This window comes from Christensenella sp. KGMB01412, from assembly GCF_055522415.1.
The window spans coordinates 166636-193367 of sequence record NZ_JBVFVW010000005.1 but is presented as its reverse complement, the minus strand read 5'-3'; the positions used below and the strand labels follow the sequence as shown (position 1 = coordinate 193367).

Below are 26732 nucleotides of genomic sequence, written 5' to 3'. Positions count from 1 at the left end.
TATCTCTTTACAATATTTCTACTATTTAGTTTTCAATGTGCTTGAATGAATGCGATGCAGTGCATTCTTAAAACAAGTTTATAAAATTTCCGGTGGCGATAGCTAGAGGGATCCACCTGTTCCCATTCCGAACACAGAAGTTAAGCCTCTAAACGCCCAAAGTACTTGGCTGGTGACGGCCCGGGAGGATAGGTAGCTGCCGGATTCCATTTTTCAATATCCTATGTGAGGGGTCCTTTTGCTTAATGCTTAAGGGCTTTTTACTTTGCATCAAAAAACCGTCTGCCTAGTAGCAGACGGTTTCTCTGTTTGATACTTTAGGTTTCACATTCAAATATGGTATCCGTGTCTTTGCATAAATGCTGCACGGCGCCTCTGCCAGTCGATACGGCAACTGGTACGCCGCCCGGGGCCTGCATCCGTTGCCCTGCGAAGTAAAGCCCGGATAGGGACTCCGATTTTAGTGGATAGTTGGCCTGCGGTTTATTCGCCTCCATGATCGTCATCCACGAACCTTTATAGGTGCTGCAATAGCGTTCGTAGGTAAGAGGAGTAGCGACATCCCATGTAACGAATTTACCCTGCATTTGAGGAAAGCGTTTTGCAAGGCGGTCCATCACTGCCTCTGCAAGCTGTTGCTTTTTGGCGGTATAGGTGCCATCCAGCCTGGCTTGTTCCCAATAATGGTAAGTCTCATCACCGGCAATCAGTACGCTTGTAAGCGGGGTACATCCCTTCGGCGCATAACCTTCAAAATTGGCATAATTGTTGATACCCAAAAAGGACACCTGTTCGCCTGCAAAATCAATCGTTTCGTCAAGTGGAAACAAATAGTTTTCAGGCAGGCCGGAAAGATCGGTTTCGACGCCAAACGATAAAAAGGTATTCAGTACAGGTTTTGTCACGCTGCGCATTTTGTCTGCCCAGGCTTCGTGAAACGGAACTGCGAACAGGTGCTCCACTGCGCTCAAGGCATCGGCAGTAATGATTACGGCATCTGTGGCGAGCTCTTCGCCATCTACAAGAACGCCTGTCACCACCCCATTCTTTGTGACGACTTGCGCTGCGTGTTTTTTATATTGGATTTTCCCACCCAATCCGGTAAAACAATCCGCCATGCGCTGTGCCATTGCAAGGGAACCGCCTTTTGGATAACCAGCGTCGCCGACTGACAGGCCGGCAAGCGTAAACAAAATTGAATTTGCAGCAAATTCACCGCTGCCCACAACATTTTTGAGCAAAATACGAATTCCAGGGTGCTTAAATTGAGCAACGTATTCCGCAGCTGATATTTTTGACAACGCCTTCATACGCGGCATTACGGACATCATAGAGAAAAGCATTGAAAGAGGCGGAGCGCTTTTGTGCTTCACCCGTACACCCTTTATGTCCATGACAGGCATACTCATTTTACCGAACTTACGGATGTCTTTGCACAGGGAACGAATTGAGTCTGTATCCTGGGGTGAAACAGAGAGTAAATGCTGCTCCAGTCTATTGACGTCGCGGTATAAGCATATCTGCTGATCTCCATCCAGATAGGTCAGGAAGGGATCGCGATTGTAGATGTGGGTATCGCTTGTAAGAGCGCCGGTTTCGCGCCATAAACGATTAAGCGGTGCCTCGGCGGAAGAACCGACCAGCCAGTGCAAGCCGCCTTCAAACAGGTAACCGTCGCGTTTCCAACTGGTGGAGTTGCCTCCTGGGATCGTATGCTGCTCAAGGATTGTGACGTCAAACCCACTGCGGCGCGCATAAACGCCTGCGGAAAGTCCGGCGATCCCGCCGCCAATGATGATTACTTTTTTCATGATTTTCTCCTTATAATATCAACGATCCATTCGCTTTGCGGACAAGGCATACCATAGAGCGCAACAGCCTCTGCAGCGCCTTGTATCGCAGTCCAATATGCGACAGAAAGCGCCAATGGATCGCCGTCGCGTATCGTTCTTTCTTTTTGACCTGCGATCATAACAGGGACAGATGCTTCATAGTAATTGACTTTCTGGATCATTTTTTGAATATATTCGGGCGTAGCCTCGCTGGAAAACGCCTGATTCATAAGGACAAACATTTTTGCGACAAAGGGTTCCTGCACAATAGCAGAGAAGATTTGCGAACACATTTGTTCAAAAAACGTAAGGGGCGGCAGTCCGTTAAGCTGTGTCATCATAGATTCGGGACCGCTCATACCGATTTTTATCAGTTCCTCATACAGGTTTTCTTTGGAGGAAAAATAATGGAACAGCAACCCGACACTCATTCCCACCGCCTGCGAAATATCGCTTATTTTTGTCGCGGTATATCCCTTTCGAATAAAAAGGTCGAGGGCTGTGCCTAAAATCTGTGTTCGACGCTGCTGCTTTTGTTCCTCTCGTTTACTCATATATTGAATGCCCATTCATTGAATTATAATTCAATAATATAATTTCCCACGTAGAATGTCAATATAAAAAAACACCGGAGCATATATCGCTCCGGTGCATGGTAATTGTATTGGTTTAAAATTCAACAGATGCCGTTTCATCCTGTGAAAGCTGTTCGGTTGTATCCATTGCGGGTACTTCAATGTCCTTTTCATCTGCAGCAGCATCCTGTTCGTCCTGTGATTCGATTTCCATGTTTTCCTCTACAGGCGGTGCTGTCGCAGCAACGGGAGCCTCACAAACGGCTTCGAACGACATGGACTGAACTTCTTCTTCAGGGGCCTGTTCGCTCGCTTCCTCTGCAATCGTTCCTGCGGGGAGCCATTGCGTACCGTCCTGAACCATTCCGGACACGTACGAGATGTTTTTGTCCCTGAGGCCGGAAACGCTGGTCGACTGGTGAGAGCCATTGTAGCTATGTGTTTTTTGACTTTCAAACCATGTACCGTTCTGATAGACCATCCATGCCTCCCAACGGTTACCGCTGTCAAGGCCAGATGCTTCTGACGCATATACAACTGCAGCGCGGCTGTCGCCATCTTTTACGAAATATACCTGATAATACAGGTCTTTGTCCTGGCAGTAAGCGCCCTGAGACTGCACGTTGCTGTCAACGGTCAGCGGAAAGCTGTAATATTTTCCCATCAACTCTGCGAGCTTAGCGCGGAATGTGTCGTTGGAAAAGTTGTTGTTGTTGATTCCGAGATATTCCTGGCGTTCTGCATTCGTTTCACATTTGTTGTATCCGTCAATCACTCTTTCAGCATATCCCAATGTGATTTCAAGGTTCGTACCTGTAATTTTATCGTCATCGTCGGGAGTCACGGACGGCTCGGGAGTCACAGACGGCTCGGGAGTCACAGACGGCTCAGGAGTCACGGACGGCTCGGGAGTCACAGACGGCTCGGGAGTTACGGACGGCTCGGGAGTCACGGACGGCTCGGGAGTGGGAGTTACGGACGGCTCAGGAGTCACGGACGGCTCGGGAGTTACGGACGGCTCAGGAGTCACGGACGGCTCGGGAGTCACGGACGGCTCAGGAGCCACGGACGGCTCGGGAATTACAGACGACTCAGGAGCAGGAACGACGGTCGGAGCGGCAACAGGCACGGTTTCAGCGTTGTTATCTGTATTTACTGCATTATTTGTCACTGCAGATGCAACAGGCGCAGTTTCGGGAACATCCTGTGTCGAATCCACATCAGCATCTTCACCCGTCAGGGAGGAAGGATCAGCCAACGGAACATTCGGTTCGCTGATATTAACTGTTTCCGGTATGGTATTATTTCCGGCACTGCCGACTGTAACAGAACCCATACAAAGAGTCAGGCACAAAACCATTGCCATTACGATAATTGTTTTTTTCTTTTTTCCATTCTTCTTTGTCTGATTCATAATCTATATACCATCCTGTTAATTTCTTTCTATGTCATTATCATACCATCCAGCGGTCACAAAAGCGGTCACAAAATAATACCGTACCGGAATTATTTAAAAAAATATACGACTTTTTGTGACAGCCTGCCGGCATAAAAAAACGGACCTTTTGAAAGGTCCGTTTTATATTATTGATTAGAATCTTCTTCTTGGCCTTCTGCGCCTTCTCCTGCGCACCATACGAATACGCCGTATTGTCCTCATGACGATCACAAATACTGCAAATCCAATTCCGATCCATATGGCAACCCACATCAGGATATAACCATAACTTCGATCAAACTGCGCGCCAAGCGTACGGTTTTCATCCAGGTTGAGGTTATATTCCGGATCGGTGCTGATAATCTTGCCGGGAGCGAGGGAATCATACCATCCTGTGAACCGGTAATCCTTGGCTGGTGATGCGCCAATCGTCACAACGCTGCCACCCGCATATTGGCCCGCACCGACTACGCTTCCGGTGCCTTCGGGCGTAACAATCAGGTCAAGGGTATAGGTGGCGGAAAATTTGGCCGTAAGCGTTACGCTGTCTGCTATCTGGAATGTATAGCTGGCATCCGTGCTGATTGGATCTTTGGCAGCAGGATCCGTATACCATCCAACAAAAGAATAATTCTCAGCAGGCGTTGCGGTAACCGTTACAGAGTCATCCAGCATATATTCGCCGCTCCCGCTCTGAGAAACGCTGCCGCCTTCCTCGGGAGATACGGCAAGGCCCACGGTGTATTTCTGTGCAAACCTTGCAATATAGGTACGGGTTTCCTCAAGGTCATAGGTTAGCTGGGGATCGGTACTTACAGCGTCTTCCTTCCCTTCGCGATACCATCCAACAAAAATAAAGCCATCAGCCGGCGTGGCAGTCAGCACCGCGCTTTTCCCTTTGGAATAGCTGCCCGCGCCTTCAACGCTCCCGCCGTTTTCAGGCTCGATAATTGCTTTTACTTCATAACCACCTGATGAAGAAGAACTCTCGGGCGCTGCCAAAGCAGGCGCCGCGCTGCACATAACCAATATGACCAGCAGCAAAGCAAAAAGTTTTTTCATAACACTCTCCTCAATATATATTATGATTTTATAAGGAATGCAAAGAAGTGTCAATCTTTTCGGGGTAAGGTTTCAAAAAAGTTAATATTTCCAGCAAAAATAGTTATGATTTGTTGCGAAGACGGTTTATAAATAAAAAAAGAACATAAGGAGCATAAAGGGCATGAAAGAAATTTTTCTGGCAGGGGGATGTTTCTGGGGGATGCAGAAATATTTTGATAATGTGGTTGGCGTGCTGAACACTCAGGTAGGGTACGCCAATGGGATCATACCAAATCCAAGCTATGACGACGTTTGTTGCGGAAACACAAATTTTGCGGAAACAATCTGGCTCCGGTATGACGAATCGGTGATTGATTTGAACGGAATATTGGAGCTTTATTTTAATGTGATTAATCCTACCGTGAAAAACCGTCAGGGAAACGACGTGGGAACACAGTACCGTACGGGAATTTACTACATTGATGAAAGTGATTTGCCGGTGATAAAGGCCTTTGCAGCGCGGGAACAGGAAAAATATCAGGATTTGATTGTTACGGAGGTCATGCCGCTCAGGAATTACTATGCGGCGGAAGGTTATCACCAGAAATATCTGGAAAGAAACCCAAACGGATATTGCCATATTGGAAAGGAGGCGTTTCAGTATGCGGGAACCTACAGGCAGTTACAACCGTCCAAGCGATGAGGAATTAAAAAAACGGCTGACAGCCCGGCAATATGACGTCATGTGTAATAATGGGACGGAAGCGCCTTATTCGAGCGAGTACTGGGATAGTGACGCGGAAGGTATTTATGTCAATGCTGTAACAGGCGAACCACTGTTTACTTCTTACGATAAATTTTCATCCGGCTGCGGATGGCCAAGCTTTTCAAAGCCCATTGATGAAGCGAGCATCAGAGAAAAAAATGATACGTCTCATGGAATGGTACGTACGGAAGTACGCAGCACGGGCGGCGATTTTCATCTGGGGCATGTATTTACGGATGGGCCTGAGGAGCGGGGAGGGCTTCGGTATTGTATTAATGGAGCTGCAATCCGCTTTATTCCCAGAGAGGATATCGAAGTGGAAGGATACTCCTATCTGCTGCCATATTTAAAGAGCAGGGAACGGGAAGCAGAAAATAAGAAATAAAAAAAGGCCATTTTGAAATGGCCTTTTTGTTTTCATTTATCTGTAATAGCGCCGCATGTCCGGTGTAAAATCTTCGAAGATAACAGAGTCGGTGTAAGGCTTTGCCAACTCGTATTGCTCTTTGTTGCGTACTGTCCATGCAAAAATCGGTGCACCGCTCTTCCGGAGGCGGCGAATTAACCTTGTATTCACCTTGTGGAACTCATAGCTGATGAAATTGGGCTTGCATATAAAGTTGACATTCAGCCGCTGGACGATCCACAAAAGCTTTGTCACAAAAAAGCGAAGCACTGCGCTCATCCGGGGAAAATCTTCCTTGCAAAAGGAAAAATTGCATGAAAGCTGCCCGCGGAAAATATGGGGCGCATTTTTTTTGAACCACCTGATCGAAAACGGAGAGAAGGACTGTACAGCGTATTTTCCTTCATATTGCTCCATTCTGGCATAAAGCCTGCGCTCAAGCTCGCCCGCAAAGCCTTTCTTTTTAATCTCAACAAGAATCGGCACCTGTCCGCCGATGAGGTCCAGCGTTTCATCCAAGGTCGGGATTCCGTATTGCGTGCCGTTTAAACGGAGTTGGCGCAGCTGTTCGTAGGTAAAATCCTTCACGCATCCCTCTGTGCCTGTCATCCGCTTCAAATCCTTATCATGGAATACGACGATACGGCCGTCCTTTGACAGATGGACGTCAAGCTCGATTGCAAATCCATGCTCGATTGCGTTCCTGAACGCAGGCAATGAATTTTCGGGGAATACAGCATTGTGCAGCCCCCTGTGTGCATATTTATAATCGGTCAGCCATGTTTTTTGTTTTGGCGGCGCCGCTCTTGACATTATGCGGTCAAGAATCACGACTGCAACTGCAATCATAGCAAATATAAGCGGCAATAACGAGGTTTTAAAAACCATTTTTGATAAAACTCCTTGTTTGACTTCTTTCATTACCCTGTACCCAGTATATAGTGCAAAAATAAAAATACAAGGTAGAAATTTTGAAAAGTTTCTTAAGATTGCGTAAAATCCAATACAATTTGTCAAACGGCGCAAACGCCATTTGCAGGAAACTACGATAAGGCAACTATCATCATACGCAATACGCACAATGTGCGCTGCGGTTCAATGATTGCCGAAGCATTATTTTTCCATTAATCCGACAAAAAGCCCTTGCCGCCCGGGCAAGAGCTTTTTGCAAGCCTTCTTTACTATTTAAAATCAATATCGACACGCTGTTTTCCAACGTAGTGGATGTTGACCGTGCCCGGACCGGAATGAGCGCCGATAACCGGGCCCGTATAGTTAATGAACGTTTCTTTAATGGTCGGGAAACGCTCTTTAATGAGCCCTGATACATATTCCGCATCTTCAGGCGCATCGCCATGGCCAATGTACACGATTTGCCCGTCCGGATTATCGATGTCTTCTTCCATTTTGTCGACCATTGCGATCAGCGATTTTTTCCTGCCGCGGATTTTTTCCACGGGGATGATTTTTCCTTCATTATTGAACGCGAGCACAGGTTTGATGTTGAGCATCGTTCCAAGAAATGCACTGGCGCGGGAAACACGCCCGCCGCGCCTCAGGTGCTCCAGGCTTTCAACTGCAAACCAATGCGTGATTTTCCATTTTAAATCTTCCGCATAAGAATAGGCTTCCTCGATTGTCGCACCCTCATCCTTTTTCAGCATAACGAGATGCACGAACAGGCCGTAACCGCGCGAAGCGGAAAGGGAGTCTACGACTTTAATCTTCCTGCCGGGATATTTTTCCATCAGCTGGGAAGCCGTCATCAGGGCATTGTTATAAGAGCCTGACAATCCGGAAGAAAATTCCAGATGCAGGATATCCTTTCCATCCTCAAGATATGGCGTGAAAAATTCCACATAACGTTCCGTGTTTACCATGGATGTTGTCGGCATGGAACCAGCGCGCACTTTATCGTAAAAATCGTGCGTTGAAATAGACACGCCCTGATCGTCATAATATTCATGCCCGTCCATGAAAAACTGGTAGAAAAGAACCCCAATGCCATGTTCTTTCACAAAAGCGGTGGGAAGATCAGCAGTAGAGCTGCAGGTCAATACATAATCCGCCATCAAAATATCTCCAATCTCGTTAAAAATAATCTACTAATATTGTATCGTTTAGGGGGTAAAATTGCAAGGGATTTGTACCTTCCGGTTCTGCAGGCTCAAAACGAAAAATTATTTTCCAAAATTTGCATTTTTAACAAAGGAATCCTATTGCGTTTCCAGATGGTTTGTATTAGAATAGATATGCTGATAACGGTAGTTAAAGCAAATGATATGATATTATAATTGATCTTAACATAGATCGCATGGAGGTATAAAATGCAACTTTCAAAAAAGGCACTTGCAATTTCGCCGTCTCTCACACTCAAAATCACGGCGATGGCGAAGGACATGAAGGCGCGGGGGCTCGACGTGGTCGGGTTTGGCGCGGGAGAACCGGATTTTGATACGCCGCAGCATATCAAAGACGCGGCAATCGAAGCGATTAAAATCGGCATGACAAAATATACGCCGGCGTCCGGCACTCTGGAGCTTAAAAAAGCAGTATGTGCGAATTTGAAAAAGAATTTTGACCTTCATTATGAGACGTCGCAGATCGTGATTTCAAACGGGGCGAAGCATTCGCTGTTCAATGCGTTTCAGGCGATCCTCAATCCGGGGGATGAGGTGATCCTGATCTCGCCCTATTGGCTTACGTATCCTGAGCTTGTCAAAATGGCGGATGGAGTGCCGGTTTATGTCGAAGCCAAGGAAGCCAACAACTTTGAACCGCTTGCAGAGGATATCGAGGCGGCCGTAACGGATAAGACAAAAGCGATCATCGTCAACAATCCGTCCAACCCCTGCGGTTGTATTTATTCGCAAAAAACGATTGATGATATTGCGGCCATCGCCAAAAAGCACGACTTTTTTATCGTGTCGGATGAAATTTACGGAGAGCTTGTATATGATGGAAACAAGCACCTGAGCATTGCAAACGTCAGCGAGGATGCGTACGAACGTACCATTCTGGTGAACGGGCTGTCCAAAACCTATGCAATGACAGGATGGCGGATCGGCTATACGGCAAGCACGCCGGAGATTGCGAAAGTCATGGGCAGCTATCAAAGCCATGCGACCTCAAATCCGTGTTCTGTTGCACAGTTTGCGGGTGTGGAAGCACTTGTGGGATCTCAGGACGAAATCGCAAAGATGCGTGAGGAATTTGACTCGCGCAGGAAAATGATGGTGAAGCTGATTAATGAGATCGACGGGTTGAGCTGCCTGACGCCGATGGGCGCGTTCTATGTGATGCTCAACATTTCCAAGATCAAAGGGCGCAGCATTGACGGGGAAGTGATCGAAGATTCTGTGGGCTTTGCTGAAAAGCTTCTGGAAAAGAAGCTTACAGCGGTCATACCGGGGGCGGCGTTTGGCGCGGATGATTTTGTAAGGCTTTCTTATGCGATCTCGAGTGAGGCAATCGAAAAGGGAATCGGACGCATTGCCGAATTTGTGGCGATGCTCGACTAATACAGGGAGAAACCAAAATGGCGGAAGAAAATACAAACAGATATAAGCGTACCAATCTGTTGCAGGAAAACGACTACAATTATACCTTGCAGGATATAGAAAAGCCGAACCTGTTCGACCATATGTTCAATTACGACGAGGTGCCGAAAATTACGTTTAACCACAGGACGGTACCCATGCACTTTCCGGATGATATCTGGATTACAGACACTACCTTCCGTGACGGACAGCAGGCGCGTACGCCTTTTTCGGTGAAGGAAGTGGTAGACCTCTATAAGCTTCTCCACAAGCTGTCGGGGCCAAAGGGCATCATCCGCCAGAGCGAATTTTTCGTTTATACGGAAAAAGACCGCAAGGCGCTTGAAGAATGTATGGCGCTTGGGTACGATTTCCCGGAAATCACAACATGGATCCGCGCGAACAAAAAAGATTTTGCGCTCGCAAAGGATATGGGCATCAAGGAAACGGGAATCCTCGTATCCTGCTCGGATTACCACATTTTTAACAAAATGGGGATGACAAGGGGGCAGGCGCTCGATAAATACCTTGGCGTTGTAAAAGATGCGCTTGATATGGGCATCGTCCCGCGGTGCCATTTTGAGGATATCACGCGCGCAGATTTTTACGGGTTTGTCGTTCCGTTTGCGCGTGCGCTGATGGAGCTGCGGCAGGAAAGCGGTATTCCGATCAAAATCCGTATGTGCGATACGCTTGGCTACGGCGTGACCTATCCGGGCGCCTCCCTGCCAAGAAGCGTACAGGGGATCGTTTATGGCTTGCGGTTTTACGCGCACGTTCCGTCTAATCTTCTGGAATGGCATGGGCATAACGATTTTTATAAGGTTGTATGTAATGCGGCGACAGCATGGTTGTACGGCGCGTCCTCGGTCAACTGCTCGATTCTCGGAATCGGCGAGCGCACCGGCAACTGCCCGATCGAAGCGATGGCGATTGAATACGTACAGCTCAAGGGAACGCAGGACGGCATGGACCTGCGGGCCATCACGGAGATTGCGGATTATTTTGAGAAAGAACTGAAATATGATATCAGCCCGCGCACGCCCTTTGTGGGCAGGAATTTCAATTCCACACGTGCGGGAATCCACGCGGACGGACTTTTGAAGGACGAGCAGATATACAATATCTTTAATACGGATAAAATACTCGGCCGCCCGGTTTCTGTGGTGATTGGAGAGCATTCAGGACTTGCGGGGATCGCGCACTGGATCAATGCGCATTTCAAGCTTGAGGAAGGCCACAGGATCGATAAAAATTCGGAGCTTGTCGCAAAGATCAAAGACGAGGTAGACCGGCAGTATGCAGAAGGAAGGACGACGTCGTTTGGCGATAACGAGCTTGAGCTTATCATCAAGGATGCAGATATGATCACATACGCGGCGCTTTGCACTCACGCGGACGGAATCGAAAAATAGTTGGAATGGATGCGGCGGACAGGAGGGGTTCCTGTCCGCCTTTTTACATCTTGGCAGGCAGCGCGGGTGCAAACGGAGCCGGTGAACCGGTGGCGCTCGACGAATTGTATAAAACGTGATACAATAGCCCTAATTTATTTTTACCAATGGAGGTTGTCATGAAGAAAGATTTGAAACTGGAAATCCTTGATATTCTGGAAGACAATGCAAAAACAACGGCAGAAGAAATTGCACTGATGCTGGATGTTCCCGCAGATGCCGTTGAGCAGGCCACGCGCGAGTTGGAAGAAGCGCAGGCGATTGTAAAATACAGCGCGCTTGTGAACCGCGAAGTCGTATCGGAAGAAGAGGATGCGGAGGCCCTGATTGAAGTGGAAGTGACTCCCCAGCGCGATTACGGATATGATGACCTTGCAAAGCGCATCTATAAATTTGACGAGGTGCGCGCGGTGTACCTCATGGCGGGCACCTACGACCTTTGCGTGCGCATCAAAAGCCGCAGCATGAAGGATATCTCAAAGTTTGTGTTTGAAAAGCTGGCGGTGATCGACGGCGTAACGCGCACGGTGACAGTGTTCATCATGCGTAAATATAAGGAACAGGGCGTTATCCTTGTTGGAGAAGAAACGGACGAAAGATTGGTGGTCACCCCGTGAGAAACTTTATCGCAAAAACAGTAGAAGAAATGCCGCCCTCCGGGATCAGGAAATTTTTTGATATTGCGAGCGAGATGAAGGATATTATTTCGCTGTCGGTGGGCGAGCCGGATTTTGTAACGCCATGGAACGTGCGCGAGGCGGCTATCGCCTCCATTGAGCGCGGGTTCACGCACTATACGTCAAACCACGGCAATCCTGCGTTGCGCAAATTGATTTGCCGTTACCTTGACGAGCGGTATGGCATCGGGTATGATTGGAAGTCGCAGACGATTGTAACGGTGGGGGCAAGCGAAGCGCTTGATCTTGCGTTTCGCGCATTGATCGAGCCGGGGGACGAAATTCTGGTTCCTGCACCTTCGTATGTATCCTACATGCCAGGCGTGACGTTTTCAGGCGGAGTCGCCGTGCCGATTGAAACGAAGGAATGCGATGCGTTTACAGTTACGCCGAAGGCATTGGAAGCGGCAATTACCTCGAAAACAAAGGCGATTATCCTGCCTTATCCAAATAACCCCACCGGAGCGATTATGACAAAGGAACAGCTTTGTGCGCTGACGGATATCATCGAAAGGCACGATCTGTTCGTTATTTCAGATGAAATTTATTCGGAGCTCACGTACGACGGCAGGCATTGCTCGATTGCTTCCCTGCCGGGAATGTATGAGCGTACGGTAGTGATTAACGGCTTTTCCAAGGCGTTCGCCATGACGGGCTTCCGGCTTGGTTATGCTGCAGGTCCGGCGGACATGATCGCCGCAATGGTAAAAATACACCAGTATTTCATGCTTTGCGCGCCTACCATGAGCCAGCACGCGGGCGAGGAGGCCTTGCGCCACGAGCTTGATTCCGGTTTTGCGCAGGTAGGGAAAATGGTGTCGGATTACAACAGGCGCAGGACGTTTGTGTATAATTCCTTTCAGAAAATGGGGCTTTCCTGCTTTGAACCGAAGGGGGCGTTTTATGTGTTCCCCAATATATCTGGAATGGGAATGACCTCAGAGGAGTTTTGCCACAAGCTGATCAACGAAAAGCACGTTGCATGCGTACCGGGCACGGCGTTTGGCGCGGCGGGCGAAGGCTTTATGCGTTGCTCATACGCATCGTCCATGGATAATTTAAAAGAGGCACTGAAAAGGATTGCGGAGTTTGTAGAAGAATGCAGGAAATAAAGTTATTGGTTTTGGACATTGATGGAACGCTCATCGCGGACATTGGCAGCAGTATCGCACCGGTAGACCTGGATGCGATCAGGCGGGCGCAGGCTGCGGGAGTCAAGGTGACGATCGCCACGGGGAGGATACTTGGAACGGCAAAAAAATGGATTGGTATACTAAATATCGACGGGCCGATCATCACGTGCAACGGCGCGGATATCCGCGATCTTGAAAAATCGTATTTCCAGGATAATATTCCCCTGCACGATACAAGGGAAATTCTTGCCGCCTACGAAGGCGCGGGAGTGAAGCGGTATCTTTTTTGCGACAATCACATTTATTGCACCAGTCAGGACGCATACCAACGGCTGTTTGACAAATGGAAGCAGGGCAACGACGGTGTGCTTCCGGTCACGGTAATGCAGGACGAAGACGAGCTGTTCAGGGAAATCCCGGGCGATGTGCAAAAAGTACTTGTGTGGGCGCCGGACGGAAAAGGGCGCGTGGCAATGCAGGAAATTGCCGAGCGCTTTGCAGGGTGCTACGATATCGTTCGCAGCGATGCGGATAACATTGAATTTAATAAACTGGGCGTCCACAAAGGGAAGGCGATCGGCAAGCTTGCCGCTTTCTATGGTTACACGGAAGACAACGCAATGGCGATTGGCGACGGCGGTAACGATGTGTGTATGCTGGAGGCTGCGGGCATAGGCGTTGCAATGGGCAATGCCATGCCTGAGGCAATGAAAGCTGCCGACTATGTGACAAGCGACGTGCGAAGCGGCGGCGTTGCAAAAGCCATCGATAAATTTATTTTTGGAAAGTAAACCGATCAAAAACGGCAGCGGGAGCACAGACGGTTTCCAATGTCAAGAAAGCTCCCGTGAAAAAGGGGAGCTTTCTTGTTTTACTGTTTATTCACCATGTTTATAAGCATTTCAACTGTTTCAGGAGCATAGTGGGAAAAGAACAGGCTTGTTTCCGTATCAAGGCTTGCTATTTTGTTCCTGTCATCAGCCGACAGGCAAAAATCGAAGACGTTAAAGTTTTCAGCCATACGTTCTTTATGTGTTGACTTGGGTATTACGGCCACACCGGACTCGATCAGGAAACGCAAGGCTGTTTGCGCTACGCTTTTGCCATGCCGTTTTCCTATTTCCATCAGTATTTCGTTACGAAAGAAATCATTTTTGCCCTCGGCAAAAGGCCCCCACGATTCAATTCTTGTACCATATTTCTTCATGATCTCCCGCGCTTGTATCTGTTGATGAAATATGTGCATCTCTATTTGATTGACAGCAGGCGGGATATCCACAAAAGAGACAAGGTCAATGAACCGATCCGGATAAAAATTGCTCACGCCAATCGCTTTCAGTTTGCCGGATCTGTAAGCGTCTTCCATGGCGCGATAAGTTCCGTAGTAGTCATTAAATGGCTGGTGGATCAGCAGAAGGTCTATATAGTCCGTCTGAAGTTTGTTCAAAGACGCTTCAATAGACTCTTTGGCTTTTTCATAACCGCCGTTTGATATCCATACCTTAGTGGTAATAAACATTTCTTTGCGGGAAATGCCGCTTTTTTTGACGGCGTTGCCAACCGCTTCCTCATTGTAATACGCCTGGGCCGTGTCAATCGAACGATACCCTATGTCAATCGCATCCAAAACGCATCGTTCGCATTCGGTATGATCTGGTATCTGGTACACCCCAAATCCAAGAATCGGCATTTTAATTCCATTGTTTAAAGTTAGATATTCCATTTTCTTCTCCTTTTTTCTTAATTGTAAGCAATATGATTTTGTGTTATCATTAGCATATCAAGTTCGAGTAGCTCGAAGTCAAGCGTTTTTTTAAATTTCAGGAGAAAAAATAATGGAATATTCAATAAAACAGGTTGCCGGAATGCTTAATATGACGGAGCATACGATCCGTTACTACACCGATATCAATCTCTTTCCTTGTAGAAGGGGTAGAGGTAACCGGCGGATTTTTGATGAAGAATCTGTCAACTGGCTGATTGGTATTAAGAATCTCAGGGCGTGTGGGATGTCTATTGAATCGATTAAGGAATACTGCGATTTATGTTTGCGGGGGGAAGACGAAATAGCCCGGCGCTTTGAAATCATCCAGGAACAAATGAAGATTGCAAAATCACGTCTGGATGATGCACAGCGGGTATACGATTATATGGTGCAAAAAGTCGGGCATTACCAGGAAATCATGGATAAACGTATAGCCGATGACACAAATCCCTCCACGTGGAACAAGACGGAGCAATCGGTCACGGCTTAAGTGGGAGTATGCGGTTGTTTTGGAAAAACGAGGCGCTGTCAAACAAAGTGCATGGAACTGAGCGGCGTCCGGCATTTTGGCAGGTGCGTTAATAAGCCTGGGGCTACGGATATCGGTATAAATTTGTTTTGCCGACTATGAAAAGGAATTTTGGCCGATAAAATACAGTGATACGTCTTGCATAAATTTTACATTGCACTCATCTATATTTTACTTTATAATTATCATGGATTTATTTTCGAATGAATGGGGAATTTGAAAAGAAATATGTCAGTAAACGTTGTACTTGTAGAGCCGGAGATCCCGCAAAATACGGGGAATATTGCACGCACCTGTGTCGTCACGGGGAGCGTGCTTCATATCGTTGGGAAGATGGGATTTTCAATCGACGAAAGACATGTGCGGCGTGCGGGCCTTGATTATTGGAAGGATTTGGAACTTTATACCTACGCCTCTTTGGAGGAACTATACCAAAAATATCCGGAAGGTGATTTTTGGTATTTTTCTTCTAAGGTGGCGAGAAATTTTGACAAGGCGGTTTATTCCGATCGATGCTTTCTTGTGTTTGGCAAGGAAACGGCGGGACTGCCAAAGAAACTGCTTGAAGCAAACGAAGCGCGTTCTGTGCGGATTCCGATGCAGGCGGGGCAGCGCTGCCTCAATCTTTCCAATGCGGTATGTGTGGGCGTATACGAGGCAATGCGCCAAAACAGCTATTTTCACATGAAGTGAAAGTAACTCTTTTATTGGGGGAAGTTTAAATGGATTTATGGAGTATTTTGATGCTGGTCGGCGGATTGGGCTTGTTTTTGTACGGCATGAAGCTGATGTCGGACGGCCTTGAGGCCGCAGCAGGAGATAAGCTGAGAACCGGCCTTGAGCTGATGACGAAAAACCGGTTTGCGGCGCTCGGGCTCGGCGCGGGCGTCACGGCGGTCATCCAGAGCTCGTCTGCTACGACGGTTATGGTCGTCGGGTTTGTCAATGCGGGGCTCATGACGCTTACGCAGGCCATTAACGTTGGGATAGGCGCGAATATCGGTACCACCATTACAGCCCAGATTGTCGCGCTTAATGTAACCCAGTTTGCTTCCATCGTGTTATTTGCAGGCGTTGTGATCATGCTTTTCGTCAAAAAGCGTTCGATCCGCCGTATCGGCGAGATCATCGGCGGCCTTGGAATACTGCTCTTTGGTATGGAGATCATGTCTGAGGCGGTTGCGCCTTTGCGTGAATTCCAGCCGTTTGTAGATGCCCTGAGCTCCTTTCAGGAGCCGTGGATCGGCCTTCTGGCAGGACTTGCAGTCACGGCGGTCATCCAGAGCTCGTCTGCCACGATGGGTATCATACAGGCGTTTGCCATGCAGGGCGTTATGGGCCTTGATTCGGCGGTGTTTGTTATTCTGGGCCTTAATATTGGTACGTGCGTCACAGCGATTCTGGCGAGCCTTTCCGGAACCAAAACGGCAAAGCGCACGGCGATTGCCCTTCTGTTCTTTAATGTGCTGGGCGCGGCTATTTTCATGTTGCTTATGAAGTTTCTTCCCATTGTGGACTGGATCAAGTCGTGGACGCCAAATGCGCCGGTCAACCAGCTTGCAAACTTCCATACCTTCTTCAATGTGGTTAACGCCCTGATCTTTATCTGGTGCCCGCAGCTGCTTGCGAAAATTGCGTGCTTCTTCATTCGCGGGGAGGATAAACAGCTTGAAGGCAAAAAACTGAAATATATTGATAAAAACGTCGAGAGCCCGGCGGTTGCGGTCGGACAGGCAATGCTTGAGGTTGCCCGCATGGAACGGCTTTCCGGAGAGAATTTCAACCTTGCGATCCGCAGCTTCCTTGAACGGGATGAAAAGCTGATTGAAGAGGTGAGCGAAAATGAAAAAGTGGTCAACTACCTCAACCACGAAATCACAGATGCGCTCGCAACAGTCAGCCAGACGGGCCTTTCTGAGGTGGACTCGCGTACTGTGACGGGTATGTTGCATGTGATCATGGATATTGAACGCGTATCAGATATCGCGCAAAACATTGCGGATATTGCGGCAATCCGGCTGGATAAAAAGATCAAAATGTCCAAGAAGGGGACCGTAGAAATCAAGTTCATGGCTGATAAGATCAACGAGTCCTTTGAACGCCTGATGGAGGCGCTCGAGCAAAACAACGCGCAAAGCGCGCAACGCGTCATTGAAATAGAAGACGAAATTGACCGTTATGAGGAAAAGATAAAGAAAAACCATGTTAAGCGCCTGAAAAAGGGCGAATGCAGCCCGCAGGCGAGCACTGTGTTTACGGATATCATTACGATGTGCGAAAGGGTAGCGGATCATGCGGCAAATATCGCGGCGATCTATCTGCGCGGTGAATTCCAGTAAGAGCGCCCCCCGAATGATCAAGTTTTGCTTGCTTATTCAGGGGTTTACTATTAAAATGAATAGTGTATGCGAACGAATTCATATCAAAGGAGTAATAATATGAAAAAAACGATTGAAGATATCGACGTTCAGGGCAAAAAGGTACTTGTACGCGTAGATTTTAACGTTCCGCTGAACGATAAGGGAGAAATCACGGATGAAACCCGTATTCAGGCGGCTCTTCCGACGATCCAGTACCTGCTCGACCACGGTGCGAAGGTTATCCTTGCTTCTCATCTCGGACGGCCAAAGGGCGAGGTGAAACCGGAATTTTCACTTGCTCCGGTTGCGAAACGTCTTGACGAGATTTTGAATACAAAGGTTATTTTTGCAAAAGACTGCGTAGGCAAAGCAGCGCAGGATGCGGTCGCTTCCATGGAAAATGGACAGGTGGTGTTGCTTGAAAACCTGCGTTTCCACAAGGAAGAAACGGCGAACGATCCGCAGTTTGCAAAGGAGCTTGCAAGCCTTGCAGATATTTATGTGAACGACGCGTTTGGTACGTCTCACAGGGCGCACGCTTCTACGGCGGGCGTTGCCGAATATCTTCCTGCGGTTGCGGGCTACCTGATTGGCAAAGAGCTTTCCATTATTGGCAAGGCGCTTGATGATCCTGCGCGTCCGTTTATTGCAATCCTTGGCGGCGCGAAGGTTTCCGACAAAATCGGAGTTATCGAAAACCTGCTTACTAAAGTAGATTGCCTGATCATCGGCGGCGGCATGGCGAATACGTTTGTAAAGGCGCAGGGATTTGAAATGGGGAAATCGCTCGTGGACGACGAACGCCTTGGCCTTGCACTGGAGCTGATGGACAAAGCAAAGAAAAAAGGCATCAAAATCATGCTGCCTTCGGATTTTGTAGTGGCCAAAGAACTCAAGGCCGGCGTAGAGACACACGTTGTGCCGGTAGACAATATTCCTGCTGATTCCATGGCGCTCGATATCGGACCGTCCACAAGAATCATTTTCTCTACGGAAATCAAGCGCGCGAAGACGGTTATCTGGAACGGCCCGATGGGCGTTGCGGAAATTCCGGAATTTGCAGGCGGCACCAAAGCGATTGCCGAGGCAATGGCCGCTTCCTCTGCTACGACGATCATCGGCGGCGGAGACAGCGCAGCGGCAGTCAAGAAGCTTGGTTTTGCCGATAAGATGTCCCACATTTCCACAGGCGGCGGCGCTTCTCTGGAATTTCTGGAAGGAAAAGAGCTTCCGGGTGTGGCGGCGCTCAACGACAAATAAATAGCGGATAATTCAATTAGTTAAAAAGGGCGGATAAAGTGTATCCGCCCTTTTCAGGGAATTACAGCGATTTAACGAAAAGCAGGTTATGTAAAACTTACGATAAATTGCTTGCATATGCAATTTATACCAAAAGCTTGTAACCAACCTTTTGACAAATTGCTATCATAATTTGAGGGGAGATCTAAAAAATGAGAAAACCAATTATTGCGGGAAACTGGAAGATGAACAAAACGGCGGATGAGGCGACTGCCTTGATTAATGAGCTGAGGCCACTTGTTGCCGATGCCAAAGCGGATGTGGTGGTTTGCACGCCGGCGACAGACCTTGCCGCTGCCGCTGCTGCGGTTCGCGGCTCAAATATCGGCCTTGGCGCACAGAATATGGATTACCACGATTCCGGGGCGTACACAGGCGAAATATCTGCGGATATGCTGCTGAACCTTGGCGTGCAGTATGTAATCATCGGCCACTCCGAGCGCCGCGAGTATTATGCGGAAACAGACGAAACAGTGAATCTGAAGGTGCTGAAGGCGCTTGAAAAAGGCCTCACGCCAATCGTATGCGTTGGAGAAAAGCTCGAAGAGCGTGAAAACGGCGTTACGGCGGAAGTTGTCCGCAAGCAGACAAAGCTCGCGCTCAAAGGCGTAGCAGAAGGCGACGTAGCGAAAGTCGTGGTTGCGTATGAACCAATCTGGGCGATCGGCACAGGCAAGACCGCAACGTCGGACGATGCAAACGATACGATCAAAGAAATCCGCGCGGCAATCAAAGAAGTGTTTGGAAACGCTGCGGATGAGGTAAGAATACAATATGGCGGAAGCATGAACCCAAAGAACGCCACAGAGCTCATGGCAATGAGCGATATCGATGGCGGGCTGATTGGCGGCGCTTCGCTCAAAGCGGAGGATTTCTCCAAGGTCGTGAACTACTAAGCAGTTTACGCACACAAAGGGAAGTTCTATCTTGATCAGGAAAAGGTGACATAACATGGCATTTACAGCACTTATTATTATGGATGGTTTTGGCCTCACAAGCAATACGGAGGGCAATGCCATTTATTCAGAGGGAACGCCCAACATCAAAAAGCTGATGGAGGAATATCCAAACACCCAGATCGGCGCAAGCGGACTTTCCGTCGGCCTGCCGGATGGGCAAATGGGGAATTCCGAGGTTGGGCACCTTAATATTGGCGCGGGCAGGATTGTATACCAGGAGCTGACGCGCATTACAAAATCGATTGCGGACGGGGATTTTTTCAGCAAGGAAGAGTTTTTGGAAGCGATCAAAAACGTAAAGGAGCATAATTCCTCGCTGCATCTTATCGGGCTGATTTCAAACGGCGGTGTGCACAGCCACCAGGACCATCTGTATGCGCTTTTAAAACTGGCGAAAGAAAACGGGATTGGAGACCGGACGTATATCCACTGCCTGATGGATGGAAGGGATGTTCCGCCGGACAGCGGCAAGTGCTTTATTGAGGAACTGGAAGCAAAGATCAAAGAAATCGGCGCGGGAAAAATTGCTACGGTTATGGGCCGCTACTACGCGATGGACAGGGATAACCGCTGGGAGCGCGTAAAGCTCGCATATGACGCGATTGTAAAAGGCGAGGGGCTCGATGCGCCTGACGCGGTAAGCGCGATGCAGGATTCCTATGACAAAAAGGAATATGACGAATTCGTAAAGCCAACCGTCATTACGGAAAACGGGGAGCCGGTTGCAAAGCTGAAAAAGAATGATTCTGTGATCTTCTTCAATTTCAGGCCGGATCGCGCGCGCGAACTGACGCGCAGCATCATAGACGAGGATTTTGCCGGATTTGAAAGGGAATACTTCCCAACGTATTTCGTGTCCATGACGCAGTACGATAAAACGTTCCGGAATATCCACGTTGCGTATAAGCCGCAGGTGTTGAAAAATACGCTTGGCGAATATTTGGCGCAGCATAAGAAAAAGCAGTTCCGCATCGCGGAAACGGAAAAATATGCCCATGTAACGTTTTTCTTCAACGGCGGCGTAGAGCAGCCAAATGAAGGAGAAGACAGGGTGCTCATTCCATCGCCGAAGGTCGCGACTTACGACCTGCAGCCGGAGATGAGCGCGCCGGAGGTTTGCGAGAAGGCGGTGGGGCTCATCAAATCGCAGCAGTACGATGTGATGATACTGAATTTTGCAAACTGTGACATGGTCGGGCATACGGGCATCTTTGAAGCGGCGGTAAAGGCTGTTGAGGCGGTGGATGAATGCGTGGGTAAAGTCGTGGACGCTATCCTTGGGATTGGCGGCGAGGCGATTATTACGGCAGACCATGGCAATGCGGAGATCATGGTGGATCCGGAAACGGGAGGACCGTTTACGGCGCACAGTACAAATCCTGTGCCCTGCATCCTTGTAAGCAAAAGACATCAGCTTGACAAGCTTCGCGAGGGAGGTATCCTGGCCGATCTTGCGCCAACGATGCTCGACCTGATGGATTTGCCGCAGCCTGTTGAAATGGAAGGGAAATCATTGCTTGAGAAATAGTGGAAAGGCGGAATTGTTCCGCCTTTTTTCTTTCCGGAAAAAATAATTTTTAGGTAGATAAAACAGAACGGATATATTATAATGGTTTTAACTACAAGATATCAAAAATCAAGGAGGTCTTTATCATGATACAACTAATCTATGCGAAAAAAGGCAGCGGGAAGACAAAAAGACTGATCGATCTTGCAAATGCGGAACTGAATTCTACAAAAGGGGACGTCGTTTTTATCGATGATGACAAACGGTATATGTACGACGTAGCGCATCAGGCACGGTTTGTAGACGTCAAGGATTATGGAATTGAATCCGGCGACGCGCTTTATGGTATGCTGTGCGGTATGGTGTCGCAGAACTATGATATTGAAGCGGTATACATTGACGCTTTTCTGAAAATAGTAAAAATGGATGTTGCGGAGATTAAAGAACTGATGGACAAAATCGACGCGCTTTCCGAAAAAAATGATTTTAAAGCAGTGATCATCATCAGCGACGATCCGGAGAAGGCTCCTGATTTCTTAAAAGAGCGTATCATCTGAACGTCGTTTTTTATATGACGCGCCACAGGAGGCAAAAGGCCACGGGCGGGCGCGCCGCATAAGATGAAATAGAGAAATTTGCGTTAAGCCGGTCAGTGTTCCGGCTTAAGGCGGACAGCACCGGATGGGGCACGAGGGCTGCGGTTTTCTTATGGTTTTGCAGGAGAAAAAAGTGGCGAAGGTTTGTGCGGGTTTGGATCTGTCCGCTTTTCGCGTTTATTAGTGAAGGAGATAAAAGCTATGCAGGTTTTGAGCACGCGTGGAAAAATGAATGCCATTCCCGCGACACAGGCGGTACTGCAGGGAATCGCGGCGGATGGAGGGCTGTTTGTCCCGCAGGAATTCCCGCAGATCGATTTAAATGAAATGGAAGCCTACGCCGCGCATGAATACGACGTCCTTGCTGCGCGCGTATTGCAGTATTTTTTTGATATTTCAGAGGATAGCCTGAAGGAAATTACGCAGCAGGCCTACGGGACATTTGACGACAGCGTTGTCGTCCCACTGAGGGAGCTTGACGCGTCAAGCTATGTGATGGAGCTTTCGCACGGGCCTACGCTGGCGTTTAAGGATATGGCGCTGCAGGTGTTGCCAAGGCTTATCCGAAAGGCTTTGGAAATTCACCAGCAGGAAGAAAATGTGCTGATCCTGACGGCAACGTCGGGCGATACGGGAAAGGCTGCGCTCGAAGGGTTTAAGGACGTTCCACGCACGGCAATCGAAGTGTTTTATCCGGTAGACGGCGTTGCGGATATGCAGAGGCTGCAGATGGTAACGCAGGAAGGGAGCAATGTCGAGGTCTGTGGAGTCAAAGGCAATTTTGACGATGCGCAGACGGGCGTAAAGGAGCTCTTCGCGAACAGGGAACTGAAAGACATGTTAAAAAAGGCGGGTTACACCTTCTCGTCTGCAAATTCGATCAATTTCGGAAGGCTCATTCCACAGGTGGCATATTATATTTACGCTTATGCAAAGCTTGCGGCGGAAGGAAAAATAAAGAGCGGCGAGAAAATCAATTTTGTCGTGCCAACCGGCAACTTTGGGAATATCCTCGCGGGCTATTATGCAAAACGTATGGGCCTGCCGATTGGAAAGCTGGTTTGCGCGAGCAACTGCAATAACGTGCTCACAGACTTTTTCAACAACAGCGTATACGATGCGAACCGGACATTCCATAAAACAATGTCCCCATCCATGGATATCCTGATATCAAGCAACCTTGAAAGGCTTTTGTTTGAGATGACGGGAAGGGACGAGGCGCAGGTATGCGCTTGGATGGATGCGCTTAAAACAAACGGAAAGTATGAAATTTCCCCTGAGATGCAGACGAACCTCAAGGAAACATTTTATGCGGATTTTTGCAGCGAGCAGGAAACGGCGCAGGCAATCAGGGATACGTTCCGGCAATATGGCTATTTAATCGATCCGCATACCGCGGTTGCGCAGTGCGTATGTGGCAAATATCGCAAAATGACGGGCGACGGCACGCTTTGTGTGGTAGTATCCACGGCTAATCCATATAAATTCACGCAGGATGTGCTGGAAAGCGTTTCGGGTGAAAGCGTTGCAGACGCGTTTGAAGCGGCGGCGAGGCTTTCAGAACTTACGGGTACGCCGATTCCGCCACAGATCAGCGAGCTGTGCGAAAAACCGGTGCTTCACAACGGGTGTGTGGAGAAAACAGGGCTTTTTTCCGCAGTCAGCGAGTTTATTCATAAAATGGGGGACTGACCAATGGAAAAAAAGATTATATTCAGCGGGATACAGCCTTCAGGCGACCTGACGCTTGGCAATTACCTTGGAGCCGTTAAAAACTGGGCGGCGCTGCAGGACGAATATAACTGTTATTATTGCGTGGTAGACCTTCATGCGATCACCGTCCGCCAGGATCCGGCAATGCTCAGGAAACGCACGCTCGACGTGATGTCTATCCTGATTGCTTCCGGTATCGATCCGCAGGAGAATACACTGTATATGCAGTCCCATGTACCCGCGCACGCGGAGCTTGCGTGGATTTTGAACTGCTTTACGTATATGGGCGAGCTTTCGCGCATGACACAGTTCAAGGAAAAGAGCGCAAAAGCAGGGGATAATATCAATGCAGGGTTGTTTACCTATCCAGCGCTGATGGCTGCGGATATTTTGCTGTACCAGGCGAACCTTGTGCCGGTGGGCGTAGACCAGAAGCAGCATCTGGAGCTCACGCGTGATGTTGCGGCGCGCTTTAATCACATTTATGGAGACGTATTTACGATTCCGGAGCCGTATATCCCCAAGGCGGGCGCAAAGATTATGAGCCTGCAGGAGCCGGAAAAGAAAATGTCCAAATCGGACGACAATGAAAATGCGTTTATCGCGCTGCTCGATGCGCCGGAGGTCATCGCGCGCAAGATGAAACGCGCCGTGACGGATTCGGACGGAGAGATTCGTTTTTCGGAGGATAAACCGGGCGTTTCCAACCTGCTCACCATCTATTCCGCGATTACAGGGAAATCGATAGCGGACTGTGAAAAAGAATTTGCAGGACAGGGTTACGGAACCTTGAAACAAACCGTTACGGACGCGGTCATTTCTGAGCTTGAGCCGCTGCAAAAGAGGTATCAGCAGATTCGTACGGATAAAGCTTTCCTCGAAAAAGTTATGACGGAGAATGCGCAGAAGGCTGCCTATGCCGCGAGGAAAACGCTTTCCAAGGTACAGAAAAAAATCGGCCTTGCGCCAAAAAAACTGTAAGATTGTGAACAAACTCTTAAAAATGCGCTTGCCTTCAAGGAAAACAGCGCATTTTTTTTATGAAAAGTGGAAACGGGCGTACTTTGATGATATAATAACTCTATGTTTGGATATATTGTGCCACAGGTGAGCGAGCTCAAAGTACGTGAATACGAGCTGTACCGTGCGTACTACTGCGGCTTGTGCAAAATGCTGAAACAGGAATATAAAAAGAACGCAGTGCTGAATTATGACAGCGTTTTTTTATATCTGCTTGCCGACGGACTGCGCGAAGAACAGGGAACGGTGGAGCCGTGTAAATGCGCGTTTCATCCGGTCAAAAAGCGCAGCGCAGTCATTACGCCCGCCGCGTCGTATGCGGCCGACGTTAATATCCTGATGGCATATTTCCAGATAGAGGACAACCTGCGGGACGGCAAAAAGGGAATGCGCCTTACGAAGGCGCTGTTTAAAAAAGCGTTTGATAAGGCTGCGTGCCGTAGACGCGGTATGGTCGATGTGGCGCGCAAAACGATTGACGAGCTTTGTGTGCTTGAAAAGGAAAGGTCTGCAAATACAGACGCGGTTGCGGATTCTTATGCGCGGCTTTTAGGGACTGTGTTTCAGGATGCAGATGTGCTGCAGTCGCATATTCTTTATGACCTTGGTTACAGCATTGGCAGATGGGTTTATCTCATTGATGCGGTGGAAGACTGTCAGAAGGATGAAAAGAGCGGCAATTACAACGTCTACCTGAACAAATATGGCAAACTGGATCGGGCTGCAAAGGAACAAATTCGTACGAGCCTTTTTTATACGCTGGCGCAGGCTGCGCAGGAGCTTGGAAGGCTTGAATTAAAGCGAAACAGGGAAATCCTGCAAAACATTATTTATCTGGGGCTTCGGACGCAAACGGAAGCCGTGCTTGAAAACGGCTGCAGGATGGTTGCGCCGGTTGAATGAAAAAATAGAACAACCAAAGGAAACAATATGAATCCATATGAGGTGCTCGGCGTTTCTGAAAACGCCACGGAAGCGGAAATCAAAGCCGCATACCGGAAACTGGTTAAAAAATATCATCCGGACAGGTTCGCAAACGATCCGGAAAAGCAGGCTGCGGCAAGCGAAAAGCTCAAGCAGATTAACGCTGCTTACGATATGGTCACAAAGATTAAGCAGGGGAATTACAGCTACAATTCCAACTCGCCTGAGTTCGCGTCTATCCGCATGTCGATCCAGAGGGGAGACCTCGTGACGGCAGAGGCAATGCTGAACCGTATGAAAGAACGCCCGGCAGAGTGGCATTTTTTGATGGGCATCGTGCTCATGCGGCGCGGCTGGTATGACGGGGCGGCGGAGCATTTTAATATTGCGTATCAAATGGAGCCGACCAACCATGAGTACGAGCAGGCGATGCGCGCGATGTCGCAGACGACTGGAATGTATATGGACTTTGGAGATAACGAGGGTTCGGACGGTTCCAGGCGCATGATGGGAATCTGCACCACGTGCCTGTGTGTGGGCTGCATTGGCAGCAGCCTTTGCTTCCGGCCGATGCTGTGCTGTATTTGATAAGGGATAGGTTATGGTAAAATATATCAAGGGACGTGCAAACAAAACCACCAGGACAAACAGGCCCGGCATGGTCGCCATGTTCGCGTCGTTGACATTGCTCTTCGTATACCTGGCAAATATCCTGCCCGTGGGGCGGATTACGCTTTATTTTGTGGCGTCTGTATTTATTATGGGCATTATGATGGAACGGATGCTTGTTCCCGCTATCGTAGTGGTCATTTCAGTTCTGATTCTCGGATTTTTGATGGTGCCGGTCAAAACGGGTATGCTGCCATACCTGTTCTTCTTTGGGCACTATGGGATTTTTAAATATTTTATCGACGGAGACCGGCGCGGAGCCAGCGCTACTGTGGCAAAACTGGTTTACTTCAATATTGGCGCGGTACTGATTTATTTCCAGACCGGCGGATGGATGACGGAGCAATTTCCGTTTCAGGTTCCGTGGTGGGCGCTGCTCATTGCGGCAGAGTTTATCTTCCTGCTTTACGACTGGATTTTTACCAAGGTGGCTGGCTGGTATTATGGTACGCTGCGTAACCGGCTGGTCAGTACCGGAAAGTTTTAGCGCCGAATACCGTGATGGACATTCAAAAGTTATAAAACCC

26 protein-coding genes and 1 rRNA gene are annotated in these 26732 nt (G+C 48.5%); 20 read left to right on the top strand and 7 right to left on the bottom strand.

Annotated elements, in window-relative coordinates:
* The first annotated feature begins 88 nt into the window (after window positions 1-88).
* Window positions 89-205, top strand: a 5S ribosomal RNA gene (gene rrf / locus ACS5WU_RS10195).
* A 112-nt stretch (window positions 206-317) separates the two neighbouring features.
* On the opposite strand, the gene ACS5WU_RS10190 is transcribed toward rrf, so the two are convergent.
* The 4 genes from ACS5WU_RS10190 to ACS5WU_RS10175 form a co-directional block, all read right to left on the bottom strand.
* Window positions 318-1811 (bottom strand): phytoene desaturase family protein, encoded by a 1494-nt coding sequence (locus tag ACS5WU_RS10190; RefSeq protein ID WP_465089146.1) that lies wholly within the window; start codon window positions 1809-1811, stop codon window positions 318-320.
* Window positions 1808-2386: a TetR/AcrR family transcriptional regulator gene (locus tag ACS5WU_RS10185; RefSeq protein ID WP_046442820.1), complete on the bottom strand. Its 579-nt coding sequence runs from the start codon at window positions 2384-2386 to the stop codon at window positions 1808-1810. The genes ACS5WU_RS10190 and ACS5WU_RS10185 overlap by 4 nt, the downstream gene beginning before the upstream one ends.
* Before the next feature lie 115 nt (window positions 2387-2501).
* Window positions 2502-3821 carry a hypothetical protein gene (locus ACS5WU_RS10180; protein ID WP_465089145.1) on the bottom strand — a complete coding sequence of 440 codons (1320 nt, stop codon included), beginning with the start codon at window positions 3819-3821 and terminating at the stop codon, window positions 2502-2504.
* Between the two features lie 177 nt (window positions 3822-3998).
* A complete protein-coding gene (locus ACS5WU_RS10175; RefSeq protein WP_302761728.1) occupies window positions 3999-4907 on the bottom strand; it encodes an InlB B-repeat-containing protein in 909 nt (302 codons plus the stop codon).
* Between the two features lie 163 nt (window positions 4908-5070).
* Here ACS5WU_RS10175 and msrA point away from each other — a divergent pair, with 163 nt between their 5' ends.
* Both msrA and msrB read left to right on the top strand, forming a co-directional pair.
* Window positions 5071-5592, top strand: a complete 522-nt coding sequence (gene msrA, locus ACS5WU_RS10170; protein ID WP_046442818.1) for a peptide-methionine (S)-S-oxide reductase MsrA — start codon at window positions 5071-5073, stop codon at window positions 5590-5592.
* Window positions 5552-6040 carry a peptide-methionine (R)-S-oxide reductase MsrB gene (gene msrB, locus ACS5WU_RS10165; protein ID WP_046442817.1) on the top strand — a complete coding sequence of 163 codons (489 nt, stop codon included), beginning with the start codon at window positions 5552-5554 and terminating at the stop codon, window positions 6038-6040. Before msrA ends, msrB begins: the two co-directional genes overlap by 41 nt.
* A gap of 36 nt (window positions 6041-6076) precedes the next feature.
* Here the strand turns inward: msrB and ACS5WU_RS10160 are convergent, their stop codons facing one another.
* Both ACS5WU_RS10160 and ACS5WU_RS10155 read right to left on the bottom strand, forming a co-directional pair.
* Window positions 6077-6910, bottom strand: coding sequence for a glycerophosphodiester phosphodiesterase family protein (locus tag ACS5WU_RS10160; RefSeq protein ID WP_046442863.1), 834 nt, complete (start codon window positions 6908-6910; stop codon window positions 6077-6079).
* Between the two features lie 332 nt (window positions 6911-7242).
* Window positions 7243-8133, bottom strand: a complete 891-nt coding sequence (locus ACS5WU_RS10155; RefSeq protein ID WP_059108716.1) for a DegV family protein — start codon at window positions 8131-8133, stop codon at window positions 7243-7245.
* A gap of 255 nt (window positions 8134-8388) precedes the next feature.
* On the opposite strand from ACS5WU_RS10155, the gene ACS5WU_RS10150 reads away from it, so the two are divergent.
* From ACS5WU_RS10150 to ACS5WU_RS10130, 5 genes are all read left to right on the top strand, one after another.
* Window positions 8389-9582, top strand: coding sequence for a pyridoxal phosphate-dependent aminotransferase (locus ACS5WU_RS10150; RefSeq protein WP_046442815.1), 1194 nt, complete (start codon window positions 8389-8391; stop codon window positions 9580-9582).
* 17 nt (window positions 9583-9599) lie between these two features.
* Window positions 9600-11015 (top strand): 2-isopropylmalate synthase, encoded by a 1416-nt coding sequence (locus ACS5WU_RS10145; RefSeq protein WP_046442814.1) that lies wholly within the window; start codon window positions 9600-9602, stop codon window positions 11013-11015.
* Window positions 11016-11173: 158 nt separating this feature from the next.
* Window positions 11174-11671 carry an Lrp/AsnC family transcriptional regulator gene (locus tag ACS5WU_RS10140; RefSeq protein WP_046442813.1) on the top strand — a complete coding sequence of 166 codons (498 nt, stop codon included), beginning with the start codon at window positions 11174-11176 and terminating at the stop codon, window positions 11669-11671.
* Window positions 11668-12843, top strand: a complete 1176-nt coding sequence (locus ACS5WU_RS10135) for an aminotransferase class I/II-fold pyridoxal phosphate-dependent enzyme (RefSeq protein WP_046442812.1) — start codon at window positions 11668-11670, stop codon at window positions 12841-12843. Before ACS5WU_RS10140 ends, ACS5WU_RS10135 begins: the two co-directional genes overlap by 4 nt.
* A complete protein-coding gene (locus ACS5WU_RS10130; protein ID WP_302761357.1) occupies window positions 12831-13655 on the top strand; it encodes a Cof-type HAD-IIB family hydrolase in 825 nt (274 codons plus the stop codon). Before ACS5WU_RS10135 ends, ACS5WU_RS10130 begins: the two co-directional genes overlap by 13 nt.
* An 80-nt stretch (window positions 13656-13735) precedes the next feature.
* Here the strand turns inward: ACS5WU_RS10130 and ACS5WU_RS10125 are convergent, their stop codons facing one another.
* The gene (locus ACS5WU_RS10125; protein WP_046442811.1) at window positions 13736-14587 is read right to left on the bottom strand and encodes an aldo/keto reductase; all 852 of its coding nucleotides are present in this window, start codon (window positions 14585-14587) and stop codon (window positions 13736-13738) included.
* Between the two features lie 112 nt (window positions 14588-14699).
* Here ACS5WU_RS10125 and ACS5WU_RS10120 point away from each other — a divergent pair, with 112 nt between their 5' ends.
* The 12 genes from ACS5WU_RS10120 (at window position 14700) to ACS5WU_RS10065 (ending at window position 26692) form a co-directional block, all read left to right on the top strand.
* Window positions 14700-15119 (top strand): MerR family transcriptional regulator, encoded by a 420-nt coding sequence (locus ACS5WU_RS10120; RefSeq protein WP_046442810.1) that lies wholly within the window; start codon window positions 14700-14702, stop codon window positions 15117-15119.
* A 267-nt stretch (window positions 15120-15386) separates the two neighbouring features.
* A complete protein-coding gene (locus tag ACS5WU_RS10115; RefSeq protein ID WP_302761353.1) occupies window positions 15387-15851 on the top strand; it encodes a tRNA (cytidine(34)-2'-O)-methyltransferase in 465 nt (154 codons plus the stop codon).
* Window positions 15852-15880: 29 nt separating this feature from the next.
* A complete protein-coding gene (locus ACS5WU_RS10110; protein WP_046442808.1) occupies window positions 15881-17497 on the top strand; it encodes a Na/Pi cotransporter family protein in 1617 nt (538 codons plus the stop codon).
* A gap of 99 nt (window positions 17498-17596) precedes the next feature.
* Window positions 17597-18778 carry a phosphoglycerate kinase gene (locus tag ACS5WU_RS10105; protein ID WP_046442807.1) on the top strand — a complete coding sequence of 394 codons (1182 nt, stop codon included), beginning with the start codon at window positions 17597-17599 and terminating at the stop codon, window positions 18776-18778.
* Between the two features lie 191 nt (window positions 18779-18969).
* Window positions 18970-19713: a triose-phosphate isomerase gene (gene tpiA, locus ACS5WU_RS10100; protein WP_046442806.1), complete on the top strand. Its 744-nt coding sequence runs from the start codon at window positions 18970-18972 to the stop codon at window positions 19711-19713.
* A 55-nt stretch (window positions 19714-19768) separates the two neighbouring features.
* The gene (gene gpmI, locus ACS5WU_RS10095; RefSeq protein ID WP_046442805.1) at window positions 19769-21304 is read left to right on the top strand and encodes a 2,3-bisphosphoglycerate-independent phosphoglycerate mutase; all 1536 of its coding nucleotides are present in this window, start codon (window positions 19769-19771) and stop codon (window positions 21302-21304) included.
* A 125-nt stretch (window positions 21305-21429) separates the two neighbouring features.
* The gene (locus tag ACS5WU_RS10090) at window positions 21430-21840 is read left to right on the top strand and encodes a hypothetical protein (RefSeq protein WP_046442804.1); all 411 of its coding nucleotides are present in this window, start codon (window positions 21430-21432) and stop codon (window positions 21838-21840) included.
* Window positions 21841-22080: 240 nt separating this feature from the next.
* On the top strand, window positions 22081-23571 hold the full coding sequence (gene thrC / locus ACS5WU_RS10085; RefSeq protein ID WP_046442803.1) for a threonine synthase: 1491 nt from the start codon (window positions 22081-22083) through the stop codon (window positions 23569-23571).
* Between the two features lie 3 nt (window positions 23572-23574).
* Entirely contained in the window at window positions 23575-24573 is a 999-nt protein-coding gene (gene trpS, locus ACS5WU_RS10080; RefSeq protein ID WP_046442802.1) for a tryptophan--tRNA ligase, read from the top strand.
* 102 nt (window positions 24574-24675) lie between these two features.
* The gene (locus ACS5WU_RS10075; RefSeq protein WP_046442801.1) at window positions 24676-25515 is read left to right on the top strand and encodes a DUF5685 family protein; all 840 of its coding nucleotides are present in this window, start codon (window positions 24676-24678) and stop codon (window positions 25513-25515) included.
* 27 nt (window positions 25516-25542) lie between these two features.
* Window positions 25543-26124: a J domain-containing protein gene (locus ACS5WU_RS10070; RefSeq protein WP_052740314.1), complete on the top strand. Its 582-nt coding sequence runs from the start codon at window positions 25543-25545 to the stop codon at window positions 26122-26124.
* Between the two features lie 13 nt (window positions 26125-26137).
* Window positions 26138-26692: a hypothetical protein gene (locus ACS5WU_RS10065; protein WP_046442800.1), complete on the top strand. Its 555-nt coding sequence runs from the start codon at window positions 26138-26140 to the stop codon at window positions 26690-26692.
* Window positions 26693-26732: the final 40 nt, after the last annotated feature.